A 19,346-nucleotide genomic window follows, 5' to 3' on the forward strand; every position below is an offset into this window, starting at 1 on the left:
CGGTCGGCGTCCGGACTGCCGAGAGGTAGGACATGAGCATCGCGAGCGTCGAGCAGCTCGTCGGCATCGCACCGGCGGCCGGGACGGCCGTGGCCCCCGTGGGGTCGGCCCTCCCGGCGCGCAAGGAGATGCCCGGACTGCGCAAGGCGGCCCTCTTCCTGGCCCAGCTGTCCAAGGAGGACGCCGGCGCCATCCTGTCCCGGCTGCGCCCCTCCGAGGTCGAGAAGCTGACCCAGGAGCTGATGCGGCTGTCCGGCGTGGAGCCCGAGGACGTCGACGACGTGCTCAACGAGTTCCACACGATGATGCGGGCCAGCCAGTTCGTCGGCACCGGCGGTCTGGAGTGGGCCCGCGAGGTGCTGGCCGCGGGCCTCGGCGAGGAGAAGGCGGACGGCATCCTGTCCCGCCTCAACGTCGTCTACACCGAGCTGCCCTTCGCCTCGCTGCGCAACAGCGACGTGCGGCAGCTGGTCACCTTCCTCAAGGACGAGCACCCGCAGGTCATCGCGCTGGTGCTCGCGCACCTGCCGGCCGCGCAGTCGGCCGAGGTGCTGTCGAACTTCGCACCCGACCAGCAGGCCGACGTCGCCTACCGGATCGCGGTCATGGACCGCACCTCGCCGGAGATGGTCCGGATGGTCGAGGAGGAGCTCGGCCGCCGGATGGGCTCGCTGCTGGCCTACCAGGACATGTCGACCGTCGGCGGCGTCGAGACCCTCGTCGAGATCATCAACCGCTCCGCCCGGCCCACCGAGCGCTCCATCCTCGAGTGGCTGGAGAAGAGCGACCCAGAGCTCGCCGAGCGGATCCGCTCGCAGATGTTCGTCTTCGAGGACATCGTCACGATCGACGACCGGTCGCTGCAGCTGGTGCTGCGCGACGTGGAGACCAACGACCTGGCCACCGCCCTCAAGGGCGTCCGGCAGGACGTGCGGGACAAGGTCGTGCGGAACCTCTCCGAGCGGGCGGGCGAGAACCTGCTCGAGGAGATGGAGCTCATGGGCCCGGTCCGCGCCCGCACCGTCGAGGAGTCGCAGGCCAAGGTCGTCAGCGTCATCCGCACGCTCGAGGAGCAGGGTGTGCTGACCATCGCCCGGGGCGGTGAGGACGATTTCGTCGCCTGACGTCAGCCACGGGGGCATCGCAGCGAGGAACGAGCGAGGAGCGGACCGGGGCGCGCAGTCAGGCCAGATGAGATCGCCTGACGCCAGCCGCCCGGCCCGCAGCGGGGTGCTGCTGCGCGGCGAGTCCGCCGCGGCGGCCGCGCCGTGGCGGCGCACCCCGCGGCCGGCGCCGGACGCCCAGCCGTACTCCGCGGTGGTGCTCGCCTCGCCGGCGGAGACGGTCGCCGTGCCGGTGCCCCGGCCGGCCCCGCCGGCCGGCGAGCCGCAGCGGGTGGAGCCGGCGCCGTACACCGGCCCGGAGCGGCGCCGCGGTGGCGGCCCCCGGCTCGGCGAGGTCTACGCCGAGCAGCTCGAGGCGCTGCGCGAGGAGGCGCGGCGCGACGGCTGGGCCGCCGGGCACGCCGAGGGCATCGTCGCCGCCGAGCAGGTGGTGGCCGCCGCCGAGCAGGCCGCGGAGCAGCGGCTCGCCGAGGCGCAGGCCCGGTGGGAGCGCCGGCTGGCGTCGGCCACCGCCGCGATGGCCGCCGCCGCCACCCGGCTGGAGGAGGTCACCGCCCCGGCGTCCGACGAGCTGCGCGACTCGGTGCTCGACGCGGTGGTCACCCTGGTCGAGGAGCTGCTCGGCCGGGAGCTGGCGCTCGCCGCGACCCCGGGGCTGGACGCGCTGCGCCGGGCGCTGAGCCTGAGCCCCACCGACGTGCCGGTCGTCGTCCGGCTGCACCCCGACGACCTGGCCGAGCTGCCCGACGGGGCGCTCGCCGGGCTGCCCGGCTCGGTCACCGTGGTGGCCGACCCGGGCGTCGAGCGGGCCGGCGCGGTCGCCGAGGCCGGCGCCCGCCGGGTCGACGCCCAGCTGTCCGCGGCGCTGCAGCGCGCGGTCGCGGTGCTGCGCTCGTGACCGCGGGCCTGGAGCTGCTCGAGGTCGCCCGGCGGGCCGCGCGGCCGCTGGTGACCGGCGTGGTCACCGGCGCGATGGGGCTGACCCTCACCGTCGAGGGCATCACCGCCGCGGTCGGCGACCTGGTCGAGGTCGCCGGCCCGCGGCCGCTGGTCGCCGAGGTGGTCGCGATCAGCCGGGAACGGCTGACCTGCATGCCGCTGGGCGACCTGTCCGGCGTGCACGCCGGCGCCGCGGTGCGCCCGACCGGCCGCCCGCTGCAGGTGCCGGTCGGCGAGGCGCTGCTGGGCCGGGTGCTCGACGGCCTGGGCCGGCCGATGGACGGCGGGCCGTCGCTGGCCGGCCTGGTCGACACCGTCGACCTCACCAGCGAGACCCCCAACGCGCTGACCCGCGCCCGGGTGAGCCGCCCGCTGGCCACCGGCGTGCGGGCGCTGGACACCATGGCGCCGGTCGGCCGCGGCCAGCGGATGGGCATCTTCGCCGGTTCCGGTGTCGGCAAGTCGACGCTGCTCTCGCAGATCACCCGGGGCACCGACGCCGACATCCGGGTCATCGGCCTCATCGGCGAGCGCGGCCGCGAGGTCCGCGAGTTCATCGAGGAGGACCTCGGCCCCGAGGGGCTGGCCCGCTCGGTCGTCGTCGTCGCCACCTCCGACCAGCCGCCGCTGGTGCGCCTGAAGGCCGCGTTCGTCGCCACCCGCATCGCCGAGGCGTTCCGCGACCGCGGTGCCGACGTGCTGCTGATGATGGACTCGATCACCCGCACCGCGATGGCCCAGCGGGAGGTGGGCCTGTCCGCGGGCGAGCCGCCGGCGACCCGCGGCTACCCGCCGAGCGTCTTCGCGATGCTGCCCAGGCTGCTGGAGAAGGCAGGCACCAGCACCACCGGCTCGATCACCGGCCTCTACACCGTGCTGGTGGACGGCGACGACCACAACGAGCCGATCGCCGACGCCGCCCGCTCGATCCTCGACGGCCACGTGGTGCTCACCCGCAAGCTCGCCACGGCCGGCCACTTCCCGGCCCTCGACGTGCTGGAGTCGATCTCCCGGGTGGCCACCGCGGTGACGGAGCCCGCGCAGATGACCGACGCCCGCGAGCTGCGCCGGATGCTCGGCGCGCTGCGCGACGTGCGCGAGCTGATCGAGATCGGCGCCTACCAGACCGGCACCGACCCGCTGGTCGACCGGGCCCGCCGGCTGCAGCCGGACATCGACGCGTTCCTCCGCCAGGCGACCGCCGACCACACCACCCCGGCGGAGGCGTGGGCGCGGCTGCACGCCCTGGTGACCGCGGCGTGAAGCAGGCACGGTTCCGCCTGGAACCGGTGCTCCGGCTGCGGCAGACCGAGCAGCAGGCCGCGGCGCTCGCCGCCGCGGAGGCGGCCCGCCGGGCGGCTGCCGCCGCCGAGCACGCGGCGGAGCAGGCCACCGCGCTGGCCGCCCGGCGGCCCCCCGCCAGCAGCACCGGGGCGGAGTTCCTCGCGGCGATGGTCGCATCGGCGTCCGCGGCTGCCGATGTGGCAGATGCACGGGCGTTCGCCGTCGCGCAGGCCGAGCAGGCCGAGGCGGTGCGCGCCCAGTGGACGGCGGCCGCCCAGCGCACCAAGGGGCTGGAACGCCTGCGGGAGCGCCACCTGGCGCAGCTGCAGGCCGCCGCCGACGCGGTCGAGGCCCGGACGGTCGACGACCTGGTCACCGGTCAGCACGGCCGGGCCCGCGACGGAGAGGAGGGGACGTGGAGGGACTGAGCGCCGTGCAGGCGCGCATCGGCGAGATCTCCAGCCGGATCGCCGCGCTGCAGCCGCGCAGCACCACCGCCACCCCTGCCGCGACCGGCAGCGCCTGGGCCGGCGCGGCGGCCGCCGCGGGGCTGGGCGGCACCGCCGCCGCCACCGGCGCCGGGACGACGGCTCCCGGCAGCGGCTCGGCCGTCGTCGCGGCGGCGCAGAAGTACCTCGGCGTCCCCTACGCGTGGGGCGGCACCGACCCGAGCACGGGGCTGGACTGCTCCGGGCTCACCCAGCGCGTCTACGCCGACCTGGGCATCAGCATCCCGCGCACCTCGTCGCAGCAGGCCACCGCCGGCCGCGCGGTCGCGTCGCTGGCCCAGGCGCAGCCCGGCGACCTGGTCTTCTTCGACCACTCCTCGTCCCGGCCCGGGATCGACCACGTGGGCATCTACCTCGGCGGCGGCAAGATGATCGCCGCTCCGCAGGAGGGCCAGGCCGTGCAGGTGCAGGACGTCGGCTCGCCGACCCTCATCCGCCGGGTGCTGCCCGACGCCGCGGCCGCGACCGGCGCCGTGGGCACCGGCGGCGGCAGCGGCCTCGCCGGGGTGCCGTACGCGGACCTGTTCACCCAGGCCGGCGCGAAGCACGGCATCTCCGCCGCGCTGCTGGCGGGGGTGGCCAAGACCGAGTCCGGCTTCAACAGCTCGGCCGTCTCGTCGGCCGGGGCCCGCGGGCTGATGCAGTTCATGCCCGCCACGGCCGCCGGCCTCGGGGTCGACACCAGCGACCCGGCCTCGTCGATCGACGGCGCCGCCCGCTACCTGAGCAGCCTGGTCGGCCGGTTCGGCTCGACCGACCTGGCGCTGGCCGCCTACAACGCCGGGCCGGGCACCGTCGAGCGCACCGGCGGGGTCCCCGCCGCGGCGCAGGGCTACGTCCAGAAGGTGCTGACCGCCGCGGAGGCCTACGCATGACCACCCCCCTCACGCTGCCCCTCGCCGCCGGCGCCCTCGCGCCGGCGGGCAGCCGACCGACCGCCGGCGACGGCGGGCCCGGCTTCGCCAGCGCCCTCGACGACGCCCTGGGCGGCGGCCGGCGCACCGCGGCCCGGCCCGCGCCGCGGCCCGACCGCCCCGACCGCCCGACCGACGACGCGGCCCCGGAGCCGGCCGGCCCGGCGGCGACCGGCCCGCGTCCGGCCGGTGCGCCCGCCCGCGCCACCGACGAACCGGCGGCGGACGACGAGACCGGCACCCCCGCGCCCGACGCGGCCCCGGTGGTCCCGGCCGGCGCGTGGGCGCTGCTGACCGCCGTCGGCCTGCCGCCGGCCGTTCCGGCCGACCCGGCCGTCGCGGCGGGCACCCCGGCCGCCGCCGTGCCCGCGACCGGCCCGCTGCCCGGCGCCGCCCTGCCGGCCGGAGCCGCTCCCCCGGCGACGGCCGTCCCCGTCCCGCCCGGCGGTGCGCTGCCGGCCGCGGCGCCGGCCGACGGCACCCCGGCCCCGGTTCCCGTCGCGGTGCCCGCCCCCGCGGCGGACCTGCCCGGCCTGACCGTCGTCCCGGCGGCCGCGCAGGCTCCGGCGACCTCCGCCTCGACGTCGGCCGCCGCTCCCGCCCTCGCCGACCCGGTGCCCGCCGCGGTCGCCGCCGCCCTGCCGGCCCCGGCCGCCGCGCCGGCCCAGCCCGCCGACGCGGCCACGGCCCCGGTCGACGGCAGCACGGCGCCCGTCGTCCCGACCTCGGCCGACGCCGGCGCCGGCGCCGACGACGCGGCCGGCGACACCCCCGACGGGCCGGCCACCCCGCTGCCCGTCCCGGTCGCGGACACCGCGCCTCCCGGCGACCTCGCCACCGTGCTCGCCGCGGCCCCGTTGCCGGGCACCCCCACGGTGACCGCTCCGGCGACGCCGGCCCCGGCGCCCCCGGTCCCGGTCGCCGCCCAGCTCGGCCAGCAGCTCGCCGTCCTCACCCGCGCTCCCGACGGCGCCTCGACGATCACCGTGGTCCTCAACCCCGAGTCGCTCGGCCCGGTGTCGATCTCGGTCACCGTCACCGACGGGCAGGTCGACCTGACCCTGCACGGTGCCCACCAGCACGGCCGGGACGCCCTCCTGGAGGCGCTGCCGGAGCTGCGCCGCGACCTCCTGTCCGCCGGGCTGGACCTGGCCAAGCTCGAGGTCGGCCGCGACGCCGGCACCGACCTCGGCGGCCGGGCCGACCGCCAGCAGACCGCCGACCCCACCGCCGGCAACGGCCAGCAGGGCCAGCGCGGCGCCCGTCCCGAGGGCCCGGCGCGCAGCTGGACCGACCCCACCGACGCCGCACCGACCAGCCCCGTCCCGGGGACCGACCCGTCCACGTCACCCGGCGTGGACCTCCGAGTCTGAGACGGAGCACCGATCGATGACCGACCCGATCTCCTTCAACCTGCCGGCCGGGGCGACCTACGGCTCGTCCCCCACCGCGGACCGCCCCGACCAGATGGGGAAGGACACCTTCCTCAAGCTGCTGGTCGCCCAGATGAAGTACCAGGACCCCAGCAACCCGGCCGACAGCAGCCAGATGATGAGCCAGACGGCCGTCTTCAGCCAGGTCGAGAAGCTGGAGACCCTCGCCAAGCAGAACGCCAGCCTGCTGGCGATGCAGCAGTCGCAGAGCGCGGTGGCCCTGGTGGGGCAGACCGTCTCCTACACCCAGACCGACGGGACGACGAAGTCCGGCGTCGTGCAGGCGGTGAAGCTGTCGAGCTCCGACGGGACCATCCAGACGGTCATCGGTGGCGTCGACGTCGACATGGCCCGGATCACCCTGGTCGGCTCCTCCGCCTGACCTCCCCGGTCCCCTCCCCCGGCCACCCGGCCGCCCCCACTTCCCCAGAGGAGTCCCCGTGCTGCGTTCCCTCTTCTCGGCCATCTCCGGCCTGCAGGCCCACCAGACCAAGCTCGACGTGGTCGGCAACAACATCGCCAACGTGAACACCGTCGGCTTCAAGTCCAGCACCACCGTCTTCGAGGACACCCTGTCGCAGGTGATGCGCAACGGCTCCTCGCCCAACGGGCCGGACGGCGGCACCAACCCGGCGCAGATCGGCCTCGGCGTCCAGGTCAGCGGCATCACGACCAACTGGAAGCAGGGCTCGACCCAGGCCACCGGCCGGTCGACGGACTTCCTGATCTCCGGTGACGGCTTCTTCGTCACCCGGTCGGGGAACGAGCAGCTCTACACCCGCGCCGGGTCGTTCGACACCGACGCCACCGGCAAGCTGGTCACCCCGGACGGCTCGGTGCTGCAGGGCTGGATGGCCGTCGACGGCGCCGTCGACGTCAACCAGCCGCTGGAGTCGCTGAGCATCCCGTTCGGCAGCGTCATGGCGCCGTCGATGACGACGAACAACAAGCTGAGCGGCAACCTGTCCTCGGACAACCCGCAGACCACCCAGATCCAGGTCCAGACCTACGACTCGCTGGGCAACGCGCACCAGATGAGCTACGTCTTCGTGCCGGACGCGGGCACCCCCGCGAACCCGGCCGCCGTCCCGCCGGTCGCCGCGGTGCCCCCCGTCCCCGGCCGCTGGACGCTCACCGTCCGCGACGAGAACAACGCCGTGCTCGGCAGCCAGACGCTGGACTACAGCCCCACCACCGGCAAGCTCGTGCCGCCGGCCACCGGGCACCTGACCTACACCCCGACCGGCACCAACTGGCCGGCCACCGCCTCGATCGACATCGACCTGACCGGGGTGACCCAGTTCGGCGGCAAGAGCACCGTCTCCGCGGTCGACCCGGACTCGGGCAAGGGCTCCGCCCTGGGCACGCTGACCGGCTTCCAGCTGTCCGGCGACGGCACGGTCATCGGCCTGTACTCGAACAACATGCGCCAGACCATCGGCCAGATCGCGCTGGCCAGCTTCGCCAACCCCAGCGGTCTGGAGAAGGCCGGCAACAGCTCGTTCCGGGCCGGCGACAACTCCGGCATCCCGCAGGTCGGGCGCCCGGGCACCGGTGGCCGCGGCGACCTGACCGCCGGCGCGCTGGAGATGTCCAACGTCGACCTGGCGCAGGAGTTCACCGGCCTGATCATCGCCCAGCGCGGCTTCCAGGCGAACAGCAAGGTGATCACCACCTCCGACGAGGTCCTCGAGCAGCTGGTGAACCTCAAGCGCTGATGACCGGCTGAGCGGCCCGGTCACCCCGCGGGGCGACCGGGCCGCTCAGCTCAAGCCGGCCCGTCCCCGGGCCGATGACATCCCTGGGCGCCGCGCCGGCCCGCCGGTGCGCGCCCCACCTGAACTGAGGAGACACCCGTGATCCGCCTGACACGCCTGAACGGGGATCACTTCGTGTTGAACGCCGACCTGGTGCAACGCGTCGAAGGTCACCCGGACACCGTCGTCACGCTGCAGGACGACACCAAGTACCTCGTCGCCGAGAGCGTGGACCAGGTGGTCCGCGGCATCCGCGACTGGCGCGCGAGCATCCAGGCGGTGGCCTTCCAGATGGACCGAGGCGAGTACCGGGCGCAGTCCCCGGCCGCCGAGAGCGACGCGGGGGCGGACACCGCCTCCGTGGTCCGCTTCCCGACCCGTGAGGAGCGCTGACGCGTGGATCCGGCAACTCTGATCGGCATCGCCGTGGCGCTGGGCGCCATCCTGCTGACGATGATCCTCGAGGGGTCGTCGCCGATGGCGATCATCCTGATCCCGCCGCTGGTCCTGGTCTTCGGCGGCACGCTCGGCGCGGCCCTCAGCGGCATCGCCATGAGCGACGCCAAGAAGCTCGGCACCTGGTTCAAGATGGCGCTCATGCCCCCGGCGGTGCCGTCGGTCAGCGAGCGCATCCAGACGCTGGTCAGCCTGGCGGAGAAGGCCCGCAAGGAGGGCCTGCTGGCCCTGGAGGCCGAGGTCAAGTCCATCGACGACCCGTTCCTCAAGCGCGGTCTGCAGATGAGCATCGACGGCACCGACCCGGAGGACCTGCGGGCCATCCTCGAGGGCGAGATCGCGGCCAAGAAGGCCGAGGACAAGGTCGGCTCCAAGTTCTTCGCCAGCATGGGCGGCTACGCGCCGACCATCGGCATCATCGGGACGGTCATCGGGCTGATCCACGTGATGGAGAACCTGCAGGACCCGGAGGCGATCGGCCCCATGATCGCCGGCGCGTTCGTCGCGACGCTGTGGGGTGTGCTGTCGGGCAACGTGTTCTGGCTGCCGATGGGCGCCAAGATCGCCCGCACCAGCGACCTGCAGGCCGCCCAGATGGAGCTGCTCGTCGAGGGCATCGCGGAGATCCAGGCCGGCACCAGCCCGCGCACCGTCCGCGCCAAGCTGTCCTCGCTCCTGCCGCCGAGCGAGCAGGAGAAGGACGCGGCATGAGGCGCGTCCCATGAGCAAGTCCTCCGGGCACGGCCACGGCACCAAGGCGCGCCGGCCGAAGAAGCACGAGGAGGAGGAGCACGAGAACCACGAGCGGTGGCTCGTCTCCTACGCCGACATGCTCACCCTGCTGTTCGCGCTGTTCGTCGTGCTGTACGCGCTGAGCCAGGTGGACGTCACCAAGTTCAACGCGTTCTCGCAGGGCCTCAAGGAGGGCTTCGGCGCACCGGTCACGATCCTGGACAGCGGCGCCGCCGTCGACGGGCCGACCGAGAGCCCGCTCAAGCCGGTCCAGCTCGCCCAGGAGGCGGCGGCCGACGGCCAGCAGCAGTCCGAGGAGCAGCAGCAGGCGGTCGAGGACTACGCGGCGCAGCAGGCCCAGCAGACCGCCGCGGAGGCCAAGGCCGCCTACGACCAGCTCGACGCGGCCCGCGACGCCATCCAGCAGGCGCTGGCCGCAGCCGGTGAGTCCGACGCGGCGAAGATGGTGATCAACGAGAAGGGCCTGGTCGTGCACGTGGTCTCCGACCCGGTGCTGTTCGCCCCCGAGTCCGCCGTGCTGCTGCCCCAGGGCCGCACCGTCGTCAAGGCGATGGCGCCGGCGCTCCAGGGGCTGCCGAACCGGATCGACGTCGAGGGGCACGCCAACTCGCTGCCGGTCACCCGGGGCGGCCCCTGGCCGTCGAACTGGGAGCTTTCGGCGACCCGCGCGACGACGGTGCTGCGCGAGCTGAGGTCCGACGGCGTCCCGGAGAAGCGGATGTCGGCCACCGGCTACAGCGACACCCAGCCGCTGGTCGCCGCCGGCACCAAGAACGCCAACGAGATCAACCGGCGGGTCGACGTCGTCGTCCTGTCCACCGCATCGGCCCAGGCGAACGCCCAGCTGCCCAGCCTCGAAGCCGCCGACCAAGGGAGCAAGTGATGGCAAAGAAGAAGAAGGCCGCCCCCGCCGCCGCCGAGGACGGCGAGGAGGCCAAGGGCGGCAAGAAGAAGCTGATGATCATCGCGCTGGTCGCGGTGCTCGCGATCGGCGCCGGCGCCTACTTCTTCGTGTTCAGCGGCGGCAGCTCGGAGGCCGAGCCCGCCCCCGAGCCGGGCAGCGTGCTGAAGATCGACCCGGTCGCGATCAACCTGGCCGGCGGCAGCTACCTGAAGCTCGGCATGACCCTGCAGTTCACCGCCGCGCACGACGCCGCCGCCACCGGCGAGCACGGCTCGGACCCCGACGGCTCCCCCGCGCTGGACATCGCCATCGCCCAGTTCTCCGGGGCGAAGCTGGCCGACGTCCAGACCAACCGCGAGGCGATGAAGGCCGCGCTGGAGAAGGCGATCGTCAAGGCCTACCACGAGGACGTCATGAAGATCTACTACACGGAGTACGTGACCCAGTAGTCGAAGGACCCCCGTGCCCCCCGCCGCTCGCGAGCTCGCGGCGGGACCCTGCACGGGGGCCGCACGGTCACGTACCGCCTGACACACCAGTCCCGTCGGCACCCGGCGCACCCGCAGTTGCGGCTGCGCCGGGTCCGGCGGTCACGGGGTCCCCCTCCCCGGCCGATGAGGGTGTCGTGAGCCTGTCCGACACCGTGGCCGAGACCGCGGCCGACGCCCGGGCGGCCGCCCCTGCGTCCGCGCCGTCGTCCACCGCAGGGACCGGTCGGCGCCGCGGCGTCCCGCGCACCTACGACTTCCGCCGCCCGACGAAGCTCTCCCGCGAGCACGTCCGGATCCTGCAGAACTCCCAGGAGAACTTCGCCCGCCAGGCGACGACCACCCTGACCTCGCTGCTGCGCACCGGTGCGCGCATCGAGCTCGAGGGCATCGAGCAGTTCTCCTACGACGACTACCTGGCCACCCTTCCCACCTCGTGCTTCTGCGTGACGTTCACGCTGGAGCCGCTGGCCGGCAAGGGCATGCTCGCCTACCCGCTGGACATGGCGATGGCGATGGTCGACCACATGCTGGGTGGCTCCGGCAGCTCCGAGCAGCCCAACCGCCCGATGACGGCGATGGAGATGGCGATCACCAGCCACCTCCTGGAGCGCCTGCTCGAGGAGCTGTCGGTCGCCGTCGCGCCGATCACCTCGATCGCGCCCGTGGTCGACAGCGTCGAGTACAACCCGCAGCTCGCCCAGGCCGCCGCCGGCTCGGAGACCGTCATGGTCATCCGGCTGTCGATGCGGATCGGCAACCGCGAGCCCGAGGCGACGCTGGTGCTGCCGTTCTCCTCCTTCGCGCCGGCGCTGAACAACGCCGCGTCCCCCCAGCTGTCGGAGTCCGCGCTGCGCAAGCGGCAGCGGGCGGCCGAGGCGCTGACCGAGCGCCTGGCGCAGGTGCCGGTCGACGTCAGCGTGCGGTTCAACCCGCTCGAGGTGCCCTCGGGCGACCTGCTCAGCCTCGCCGTCGGTGACGTGCTGCTGCTGCGCCACGCGCGGGACAGCCCGCTGGAGGTCACGACCAACGGCGTCACGTTCGCGCACTCGATCGCGAGCAACCACCGGCGCCGGCTGGCCGCCGAGATCGTCCCCGACCCGAACGGTGGAAAGGACCACGCATGACCACCGCCCACGGAACCGACCGCTCCGCGGACTCCGAGACCATCGCCGCCGCCGTCCTGGCCGCCGCCTCCGCCGCGGGCGCGCTGCTCCCCGCGTCCACCCCGCTGCTGGCCGGTGAGCCGAGCGGCGACCCCGACGTGCTGGCGCTGCCGGCCGGCGGTGCGTCCGCGGTGACCGCCCGGCTGGCCGGCGAGGTCAGCGGCGACGTCGTCGTCGTCCTGTCCGCGGAGATCGTCGAGTCGCTGACCAACTCCCCCGTCGGCCCGATGGACGTCGCGTCCGCGCTGCGCCCGGCGCTGGAGGCGGCCGCCGCCGCGCTGGGCCGGGTGCGGGTCTCCGCCGAGCGGGTGGAGGACGCCGTCTCGGCGCTGGACGGGCTGCGCGACAAGGGCGTCTTCCTGGCCGTGCCGCTGCTCGGCGGCGGGGTCGTCCAGGCCACCCTGGCGATGCAGGTGACGCTGCCCGAGACCCGCGAGCAGCGCGGCAGCCTCGACCTGCTCCGCAACGTCGCCATGGAGGTGACGGTCGAGATCGGCCGCACCCGGATGACGGTGCAGGAGCTGCTCAGCCTCTACCCGGGCGAGGTCATCGAGCTCGACCGGGCCGCCAGCGCCCCCGCCGACCTGCTGGTCAACGGCACGCTCATCGCCCGCGGCGAGATCGTCGTCGTCGACGAGGACTTCGGCCTGCGGATCAGCGAGATCGTCACCGACGCCGCCGAGTTCGGGCACCCGGACCAATGAGCTGGATGGTCCTCCGCCTGGTGCTGAGCCTGGCCTTCGTCGGGGCCGTGCTCTGGTTCGCCGCCCGGGTCGCGAAGAAGCGCGGCCTCGGCGGGGCGAGCGAGGTGATCGAGGTGGTGGCGCGGCAGCGGATGGGCCGCACCAGCACCGTCTCGGTCCTCCGGGTGGCCGGCCGCGTGCTCGTCGTCGGTGCCACCGACGCGCAGATCAGCATCCTGGCCGAGCTCGAGGACGACGAGCTGCGGGCGGCGCTCGCCGAGCGGGCGCAGCCCGCCGCGGACGCCGACCCCGGCACCGCGGACGCCGAGGGTGCCCCCCGGCCGACCGCGCTCCCGCTCCCCCGCGCCGGCTCCGGCGCCCTGGCGGGCTCCGTGCTGGACAAGGGCACCTGGACGTCGATGGTCCAGGAGCTGCGCGAGCGGACGGTGCGGCGGCCGTGACCGGGTTCCTCCGCCCGGCGCCGGCCGCGTGGTCGCCCGCCCGGCTGCGGCCGTCCCGCCGCACGACCGTGCTGCTGCTGCTCGCCCTCGTCGGCGCGGTGGTGGCGGTGGTCGTGCTGGCCGGCCCAGCGCACGCTGCCCCGACCGCGCCCACGGCGCCGACCGCCCCGACGGCCCCGGTCGCCCCGACCGGCGGCGCGGGCAACGTCGACATCAACGTCGGCGGCAACAGCCCGAGCACCGCGGTCACGCTGATCCTGGCGATCACCGCGCTGTCGATCGCGCCGTCCGCGCTGCTGCTGGTGACCTCGTTCACCAAGATCCTCGTCGTCCTCGGGCTCACCCGGAACGCGCTGGGGCTCAACACCTCGCCGCCGAACCAGGTGCTCACCGGCATCGCGCTGTTCCTGACCATCTTCGTGATGGGCCCGGTGTTCAGCGACATCAACAAGGACGCCGTCCAGCCCTACCTCGACGGGCAGATGACCGCCTCGCAGGCCTACGACGTCGGCGAGAAGCCGCTCAAGGACTTCCTGCTCGACAACACCCGCGACGACGAGCTCAAGCTCATGGTCAAGCTGTCGGGCGAGGAGCGGCCGGCCGACAAGGAGTCGGTGAGCATGCTGACCCTGGTGCCGGCGTTCGTGCTCTCCGAGCTCAAGAGCGCCTTCATCATCGGCCTGGTCGTGTTCATCCCGTTCCTGGTGCTGGACATGCTGGTCAGCGCCGCGCTGATGTCGATGGGCATGATGATGGTGCCCCCCGCGGTGGTGTCGCTGCCGTTCAAGCTGCTGCTGTTCGTCATGGTCGACGGCTGGTCGCTGATCACCACGGCCCTCGTCGGGTCGTACACCTAGTGGGGGCGCCGGCGTGACTGACACCGCGAGGACGACGGGCTTGCGAGCATCGCAGGGAGCGCCGGCGACCGAGGAGCGGAACGAGCCCGGAGTCGAGCATGACTGACACCGACGTCACCGAGCTCGCGACGCAGACGATGCTGGTCGCGGCGAAGGTGGCCGCCCCGATCCTGCTGACCGCGCTGCTGGTCGGCTTCATGATCTCGCTGTTCCAGGCGGCGACGCAGATCCAGGAGCCGACGCTGTCGTTCGTGCCCAAGGTGATCGCCTGCGGCATCGCCATGCTGGTCACGGGCAACTGGGCGCTGGGTGAGCTGATCTCCTTCACCCACCAGCTGTTCGACACGCTGCCGCGGCTGCTCGGCAAGGGCTGAGCCGGGTGGACCTCTCGGTCCCGTCGGCGACCCTGGCCGCGCTGCTGCTGGGGAGCGTGCGGGCGACGGGCTTCGTGCTGATGTGCCCCCCGTTCAACAACGCCGCCATCCCGCGCGCGGCGAAGGGAGCGCTGGCGATGGCGCTGGCCCTGGTCGCCTTCCCGCACCTGACGGCGGACATGCCCGCGGTCACCGCGGGCTTCCTGGTGGTCTCCGCGGTCACCGAGGCGGTCATCGGCGCGGCGCTGGGCTTCCTGGTGCAGCTGCTGTTCGGCGCCGTCCAGCTGGCCGGCAACATCATCGACGTGACCGGCGGCTTCTCGCTGCAGCCGGCCTACGACCCGATGGCGCAGACCACCAACGCGACGATCGGCCGCACCTTCTACCTGCTGGCCACCACGCTGCTGTTCACCAGTGGCGGGCACCTGCTGCTGGTGCGCGGTTTCGTCACCTCGTACCAGGCCCTGCCGCTGGGCGGTTCGGTCGACACCGGCCAGCTGGCGCACGCGATCATCACCGCGACGTCGAGGATGTTCCTGGCCGCGCTCCAGATCGGCGGCCCGCTGGTCGCCGTGCTGCTGCTGGCCGACATCGCCCTGGGCCTGCTGTCGAAGGCGGCCCCGTCGCTGAACGTCTTCAGCCTCGGCCCGCCGTTCAAGATCATGATCACCCTGCTGCTGCTCGGCTTCACCTTCCCGCTGCTGCCGCCGGCCGTCGACGGCCTGCTGGACACCGCGCTGCGGGCGATCACCTCGCTGGGGAGCGGCTGACGTGGCGAAGGACGGTCCGGGTGGTGAGAAGACAGAGAAGCCCACACCGCAGAAGCTGAAGAAAGCCCGCAAGGACGGGCAGATCCCGCGCACGCAGGAGCTGGGCACCTGGGTGGGCGTCGCGGCCGCGAGCGTGCTGCTGCCGATGCTGGTGCGCAAGGGCTTCGAGGAGGTCACCGAGCTGTTCGTGCAGATCGGGGCGGTCGCCGAGCACCCCGAGACCGCGGCCGCGCAGGCGCTGTTCGGGCAGGCGTTCGCCGCCTTCGCGACGACGGCGCTGCCGATGGCGCTGGCCATGATGCTGATCGGCACGCTCTCCTCCGCGGCTCAGGGCGGCATCGTGGTGAGCGCGAAGGGCCTCAAGCCGTCGCTGAAGAAGTTCAACCCGGCGAGCGGGCTGAAGCGGATGTTCGGCACCCAGGGCGCGTGGGAGGCGACCAAGGCGGTCATCAAGACCGCCGCGCTGGCCGCCGCGATCTGGGCGACGTCCAGCCGGGCGCAGGAGCTGGTGGCCTCCTCCGGCGCGCTGCCGCTGTCGGAGGTCGTGGACGCGTTCTGCGGCGCCGCGGTGCTGATGTTCCGGGTGGTCGCGGGGACCGGCCTGGTGATCGCCGTCGCCGACTACGTGGTGAACCGCAAGAAGATCATGAAGCAGCTCAAGATGAGCCGCTACGAGATCCAGCAGGAGCACAAGAACTCCGAGGGCGATCCGCACGTCAAGGCCCACCGCCGGTCCGCGCAGCTGGCGATGTCGCGCAACCGGATGATGGCCGCCGTCCCGGAGGCCGACGTCCTGCTGGTCAACCCCACCCACGTGGCGGTGGCGCTGAAGTACGAGCCGGCCAAGGGCGCCCCGCGGGTGGTCGCCAAGGGCGCCGGCGAGGTGGCGGCCAAGCTCCGCGAGCTCGCCGCCGAGCACCGGGTGCCGCTGGTGCAGGACGTGCCGCTCGCCCGTGCGCTGCACGCCTCGTGCGAGATCGACCAGGAGGTGCCGCCGCAGCTGTTCACCGCGGTGGCCAGGGTGCTCGCGTTCGTCATGCACCTGTCCTCGCGCGGGGTGCGCGGGGGGTTCCACCGCCCCGGTTTCGAGGCCCCCGACGTCGCCGACCTGCCCAAGGCCGGCCGCCGGCGCCGCCCGGCCGCAGCCGCCTGACGGGGGTCCCGGGGTCAGGTGTGACTGGCGGGACGACACCCGGACCGCTCGGTACCCGACGCGCCCACGGCTGCCGAGAACGGTGGTGAGGTGGACGTCCGGCCACCCGTCCGGGACAGGCGCAGCAGCAACAGGATCGAGGTCCGCGTGGGCAAGGTGACGAAGGCCGCGGTCCCGATCGGGATCGTCTCCATCGTCCTCATGCTGGTCGTGCCGCTCCCGGCCGCCGTCCTGGACCTGCTGCTCGGCTTCAACATCACCGCGGCCCTGCTGATCCTGCTGGTGTCGATGCAGATCAAGCGGCCGCTGGACTTCGCCGTCTTCCCGTCGCTGATCCTCATCGCGACGCTGGCCCGGCTCTCGCTGAACGTCTCCTCGACCCGGCTGGTGCTCACCGACGGGTACGCCGGGCACGTCATCGACGCGTTCGGCCACTTCGTCGTCGGCGGCTCGCTCATCGTCGGCCTGGTGATCTTCGTGATCCTCACGATCATCCAGTTCGTGGTCATCACCAACGGTGCCGGCCGCGTCGCCGAGGTCGGCGCCCGCTTCACCCTCGACGCGATGCCCGGCAAGCAGATGGCGATCGACGCCGACCTCAACGCCGGCCTGATCGACGAGACCACCGCGCGCCGCCGGCGCCAGGAGGTCACCTCCGAGGCCGACTTCTACGGCTCGATGGACGGCGCCAGCAAGTTCGTCAAGGGCGACGCCATCGCGGCGATCATCATCACGCTGATCAACCTCATCGGCGGCTTCGCGATCGGCATGCTGCAGAAGGGCATGTCCCCCGGGGACGCCGTCTCGACGTACTCGCTGCTGTCGGTCGGCGACGGCCTGGTGTCCCAGATCCCGGCGCTGCTGATCTCCACCGCCACCGGCCTGATCGTCACCCGATCGGCCTCCGACGGGGACATGGGCCGCGACCTGGTGTCGCAGCTCAGCCAGTTCAAGCAGCCCATCCGGGTCGCCGGTGGCGCCGCGCTGGCGTTGTGCCTGATCCCGGGCCTGCCGAAGCTGCCGTTCCTGATCGTGGGCGGGCTGTTCCTGCTGCTGGCGACCAAGGTGCGGGAGAAGCCGGCCGCGGACGCCGCCGACTCGGCGCCGGCTGGACCGGAGGAGCCGGCCCCGGACTCCCCGGAGGCCATCGTCGACCGGATGCGGGTCGACCCGCTGGAGCTGGAGGTCGCCTTCGACCTGGTGGAGCTGGTCGACACCAGCCGCGGCGGCGACCTGCTCGACCGGGTCAAGGCGCTGCGCCGGAAGGTCGCCATGGAGACCGGCCTGGTCATCCCGCTGGTGCGCACCCGGGACAACCTCGACCTGCCCGCGTCGCAGTACGTGGTCTGGCTCAACGGCGTCCCGGCCGCGCGGGGCACCGCCCCGGCCGGCACCGTGCTGGCCATCGGCGACCACCTCGACGGCCTGCCGGGCAAGCCGACCCGGGAGCCGGTGTTCGGCCTGCCGGCCAAGTGGATCCCCACCGAGCTGCAGCGGCAGGCGGAGATGGCCGGCGCCACCGTCGTCGACCGCTCGTCGGTGATCACCACCCACCTGGCCGAGGTCGTCCGGCAGAACGCCTCGTCGCTGCTGGGCCGCGAGGACGTCAAGGTGCTCGTCGAGATGGTGCGCCGCAGCCACCCCGTCGTGGTCGACGAGCTGACCCCGGCGCTGCTCACCCTCGGCGAGGTGCAGCGGGTGCTGCAGGCGCTGCTGGACGAGGGCGTCTCGATCCGCGACCTGGTGCGCATCTTCGAGGCCCTGTCGCTGCGGGCCAAGGTGTCCACCGACCTCGACGGCCTGGTCGAGGCCGCGCGGTCGGCGCTCGGCGCGGCGATCAGCCAGCCCTACGTCACCCCCGACGAGCGGCTGCACGTGATCACGCTGGAGCCCGGCTTCGAGCAGCGGCTGCTGGAGTCGATCCGGCCGACCGAGGCCGGCCAGGTGCTGGCGCTGGACGGCCACACCGTCGACCTCCTGGTCCGCGGCTGCACCGAGCTGCTCGACGAGGCCGAGCGGATGAACTTCTCCCCCGTGCTGGTCTGCTCCCCGCAGGTCCGCGCCGCCCTGTCCCGCCTGGTCCGCCAGGTCCTGCCCCGGCTGTCGGTCATCTCGTACAACGAGGTGTCGCGCACGGCCCAGATCGAGTCCCTGGGAGTGGTGAGCGGTGCGGTCGCAATCCGTTGAGGCGCCCTCGCGCGAGGAGGCCATCGCCGCGGCCAAGGAGCAGTTCGGGCCGACGGCGAAGGTCGTCGGCGTCCGCCGGCTCCGGTCCGGCGGGGTCATGGGCTTCTTCAGCACCGAGCGGTTCGTCGCCGAGGTCGAGGTGCCCGACGCGCCCGCCGCGCCGGCTGCGACCGACCGGCCGCGCGGCTCCCGGGTGATCGCCGAGGAGTCCGTCGAGGACCGCCTCGCCCAGCTCGCCGACCTGATGGCACCGGCCGGCGGCGGCGCCCCGCTGTCGCTGTACGGCCCCGGCGGCGCGCCGCGCGCGGCCGCTGCGGACGACGCCCCGGCCCGCCGCCCGCAGTCCCGCGGCGCCGGGACCAGCGCCCGCCCGCAGCCCGTCCGCCCGCAGACCGGTGGCGCGTTCGCCGGCGACCTGCCCGAGGGGCTGCCCGACGGCCTCGCCGAGGTGCTCGCCAGCGCCCAGGCGGCGTCCGCCGCCCGCCGCGCCGGCACCACCCGGACCGCTGCGTCCGGTGCGGCCGCCGCCCGGCCCGCCCGTGAGCCGCGGCCGGCCGCCCCCGCGGCGGCGGCGTCGAAGGCCGCTCCCGCCGTCGACAAGGGCGTCGCCGCGAAGCCGTTCGCCCCCGCCCGCCACCGGCCGACGCTGGTGCACGACCTCGTCGAGGACCCGCGGCCGGAGGCGCCCACCGAGGTGTCCGCCGGGCCCTCGCCGTTCACCGCGGCGCTGGCCCGGATGGTCGGCAACGACCGCCAGGTCACCGCAGCCGTGGCCGAGGCCGTCGAGCAGTCGCTGGCCGCCGAGCAGGCCGCGGTCGCGGAGGCAGAGATCCCCGAGGTCGAGGTCATCCCCGAGCCCGAGCCCGAGGTCACCCCCGAGCCCGAGGTCGTCGCCGAGGTCGAGGTCACCGCCGAGCCCGAGGTCATCGCCGAGCCCGAGGTCACCCCCGAGCCCGAGGTCATCCCCGAGCCCGAGGTCGTCGCCGAGGTCGAGGTCGTCCCCGAGCCCGAGGTCGTCGCCGAGGTCGAGGTCACCGCCGAGCCCGAGGTCATCCCCGAGCCCGAGGTCGTCGCCGAGGTCGAGGTCGTCCCCGAGCCCGAGGTCGTCGCCGAGGTCGAGGTCACCGCCGAGCC

21 protein-coding genes are annotated in these 19,346 nt (G+C 74.0%); all 21 read left to right on the forward strand.

The window, feature by feature from the left end:
* Positions 1 to 32: 32 nt before the first annotated feature.
* The gene (gene fliG / locus AB0J00_RS13505) at positions 33 to 1,124 is read left to right on the forward strand and encodes a flagellar motor switch protein FliG (protein WP_357745081.1); all 1,092 of its coding nucleotides are present in this window, start codon (positions 33 to 35) and stop codon (positions 1,122 to 1,124) included.
* A gap of 67 nt (positions 1,125 to 1,191) precedes the next feature.
* Positions 1,192 to 2,022, forward strand: coding sequence for a FliH/SctL family protein (locus tag AB0J00_RS13510; protein WP_357745084.1), 831 nt, complete (start codon positions 1,192 to 1,194; stop codon positions 2,020 to 2,022).
* Positions 2,019 to 3,326 carry a FliI/YscN family ATPase gene (locus tag AB0J00_RS13515; RefSeq protein WP_357745086.1) on the forward strand — a complete coding sequence of 436 codons (1,308 nt, stop codon included), beginning with the start codon at positions 2,019 to 2,021 and terminating at the stop codon, positions 3,324 to 3,326. Before AB0J00_RS13510 ends, AB0J00_RS13515 begins: the two co-directional genes overlap by 4 nt.
* Positions 3,323 to 3,775: a flagellar export protein FliJ gene (locus AB0J00_RS13520; protein WP_357745088.1), complete on the forward strand. Its 453-nt coding sequence runs from the start codon at positions 3,323 to 3,325 to the stop codon at positions 3,773 to 3,775. Before AB0J00_RS13515 ends, AB0J00_RS13520 begins: the two co-directional genes overlap by 4 nt.
* Entirely contained in the window at positions 3,763 to 4,731 is a 969-nt protein-coding gene (locus AB0J00_RS13525) for an NlpC/P60 family protein (protein WP_357745091.1), read from the forward strand. Before AB0J00_RS13520 ends, AB0J00_RS13525 begins: the two co-directional genes overlap by 13 nt.
* A complete protein-coding gene (locus AB0J00_RS13530) occupies positions 4,728 to 6,143 on the forward strand; it encodes a flagellar hook-length control protein FliK (protein ID WP_357745094.1) in 1,416 nt (471 codons plus the stop codon). The genes AB0J00_RS13525 and AB0J00_RS13530 overlap by 4 nt, the downstream gene beginning before the upstream one ends.
* Before the next feature lie 16 nt (positions 6,144 to 6,159).
* On the forward strand, positions 6,160 to 6,585 hold the full coding sequence (locus AB0J00_RS13535) for a flagellar hook capping FlgD N-terminal domain-containing protein (protein ID WP_357745095.1): 426 nt from the start codon (positions 6,160 to 6,162) through the stop codon (positions 6,583 to 6,585).
* 58 nt (positions 6,586 to 6,643) lie between these two features.
* A complete protein-coding gene (locus tag AB0J00_RS13540; RefSeq protein WP_357745097.1) occupies positions 6,644 to 7,921 on the forward strand; it encodes a flagellar hook protein FlgE in 1,278 nt (425 codons plus the stop codon).
* A 138-nt stretch (positions 7,922 to 8,059) separates the two neighbouring features.
* On the forward strand, positions 8,060 to 8,353 hold the full coding sequence (locus AB0J00_RS13545) for a flagellar FlbD family protein (protein WP_357745100.1): 294 nt from the start codon (positions 8,060 to 8,062) through the stop codon (positions 8,351 to 8,353).
* 3 nt (positions 8,354 to 8,356) lie between these two features.
* A complete protein-coding gene (locus tag AB0J00_RS13550) occupies positions 8,357 to 9,127 on the forward strand; it encodes a motility protein A (RefSeq protein ID WP_357745103.1) in 771 nt (256 codons plus the stop codon).
* 10 nt (positions 9,128 to 9,137) lie between these two features.
* Positions 9,138 to 10,052 carry a flagellar motor protein MotB gene (locus AB0J00_RS13555; RefSeq protein WP_357745106.1) on the forward strand — a complete coding sequence of 305 codons (915 nt, stop codon included), beginning with the start codon at positions 9,138 to 9,140 and terminating at the stop codon, positions 10,050 to 10,052.
* Positions 10,052 to 10,522, forward strand: coding sequence for a flagellar basal body-associated FliL family protein (locus AB0J00_RS13560; protein ID WP_357745109.1), 471 nt, complete (start codon positions 10,052 to 10,054; stop codon positions 10,520 to 10,522). The genes AB0J00_RS13555 and AB0J00_RS13560 overlap by 1 nt, the downstream gene beginning before the upstream one ends.
* Positions 10,523 to 10,698: 176 nt before the next feature.
* Positions 10,699 to 11,688, forward strand: a complete 990-nt coding sequence (locus tag AB0J00_RS13565) for a FliM/FliN family flagellar motor switch protein (RefSeq protein ID WP_357745111.1) — start codon at positions 10,699 to 10,701, stop codon at positions 11,686 to 11,688.
* Positions 11,685 to 12,431 (forward strand): flagellar motor switch protein FliN, encoded by a 747-nt coding sequence (gene fliN / locus AB0J00_RS13570; RefSeq protein ID WP_357745114.1) that lies wholly within the window; start codon positions 11,685 to 11,687, stop codon positions 12,429 to 12,431. The genes AB0J00_RS13565 and fliN overlap by 4 nt, the downstream gene beginning before the upstream one ends.
* Before the next feature lie 5 nt (positions 12,432 to 12,436).
* Positions 12,437 to 12,871 carry a flagellar biosynthetic protein FliO gene (locus tag AB0J00_RS13575; protein ID WP_357745116.1) on the forward strand — a complete coding sequence of 145 codons (435 nt, stop codon included), beginning with the start codon at positions 12,437 to 12,439 and terminating at the stop codon, positions 12,869 to 12,871.
* Entirely contained in the window at positions 12,868 to 13,728 is an 861-nt protein-coding gene (fliP, locus tag AB0J00_RS13580) for a flagellar type III secretion system pore protein FliP (RefSeq protein ID WP_357745120.1), read from the forward strand. The genes AB0J00_RS13575 and fliP overlap by 4 nt, the downstream gene beginning before the upstream one ends.
* 98 nt (positions 13,729 to 13,826) lie before the next feature.
* Complete coding sequence (gene fliQ, locus AB0J00_RS13585; protein ID WP_357745123.1) at positions 13,827 to 14,102, forward strand: flagellar biosynthesis protein FliQ; 276 nt, start codon at positions 13,827 to 13,829, stop codon at positions 14,100 to 14,102.
* A 5-nt stretch (positions 14,103 to 14,107) separates the two neighbouring features.
* Positions 14,108 to 14,872: a flagellar biosynthetic protein FliR gene (gene fliR / locus AB0J00_RS13590; RefSeq protein ID WP_357745126.1), complete on the forward strand. Its 765-nt coding sequence runs from the start codon at positions 14,108 to 14,110 to the stop codon at positions 14,870 to 14,872.
* Between the two features lies 1 nt (position 14,873).
* Positions 14,874 to 16,025: an EscU/YscU/HrcU family type III secretion system export apparatus switch protein gene (locus tag AB0J00_RS13595; RefSeq protein ID WP_357745129.1), complete on the forward strand. Its 1,152-nt coding sequence runs from the start codon at positions 14,874 to 14,876 to the stop codon at positions 16,023 to 16,025.
* Positions 16,026 to 16,172: 147 nt separating this feature from the next.
* Complete coding sequence (gene flhA / locus AB0J00_RS13600; RefSeq protein ID WP_357745132.1) at positions 16,173 to 18,212, forward strand: flagellar biosynthesis protein FlhA; 2,040 nt, start codon at positions 16,173 to 16,175, stop codon at positions 18,210 to 18,212.
* Positions 18,193 to 19,346 (forward strand): hypothetical protein (locus AB0J00_RS13605; protein WP_357745135.1); only part of this gene is annotated, 1,154 nt, incomplete at its 3' end. The genes flhA and AB0J00_RS13605, both read left to right, overlap by 20 nt.

Source organism: Modestobacter sp. NPDC049651, from assembly GCF_040659695.1.
In the GTDB taxonomy this organism is placed as follows: Bacteria; Actinomycetota; Actinomycetes; order Mycobacteriales; family Geodermatophilaceae; genus Modestobacter.

Coding starts and splice junctions, on each gene's coding strand:
- fliG (WP_357745081.1), top strand. CDS start 33: ATGAGCATCGCGAGCGTCGAGCAGCTCGTCGGCATCGCACCGGCGGCC.
- AB0J00_RS13510 (WP_357745084.1), top strand. CDS start 1,192: ATGAGATCGCCTGACGCCAGCCGCCCGGCCCGCAGCGGGGTGCTGCTG.
- AB0J00_RS13530 (WP_357745094.1), top strand. CDS start 4,728: ATGACCACCCCCCTCACGCTGCCCCTCGCCGCCGGCGCCCTCGCGCCG.
- AB0J00_RS13535 (WP_357745095.1), top strand. CDS start 6,160: ATGACCGACCCGATCTCCTTCAACCTGCCGGCCGGGGCGACCTACGGC.
- AB0J00_RS13555 (WP_357745106.1), top strand. CDS start 9,138: ATGAGCAAGTCCTCCGGGCACGGCCACGGCACCAAGGCGCGCCGGCCG.
- AB0J00_RS13560 (WP_357745109.1), top strand. CDS start 10,052: ATGGCAAAGAAGAAGAAGGCCGCCCCCGCCGCCGCCGAGGACGGCGAG.
- fliN (WP_357745114.1), top strand. CDS start 11,685: ATGACCACCGCCCACGGAACCGACCGCTCCGCGGACTCCGAGACCATC.
- AB0J00_RS13575 (WP_357745116.1), top strand. CDS start 12,437: ATGGTCCTCCGCCTGGTGCTGAGCCTGGCCTTCGTCGGGGCCGTGCTC.
- fliQ (WP_357745123.1), top strand. CDS start 13,827: ATGACTGACACCGACGTCACCGAGCTCGCGACGCAGACGATGCTGGTC.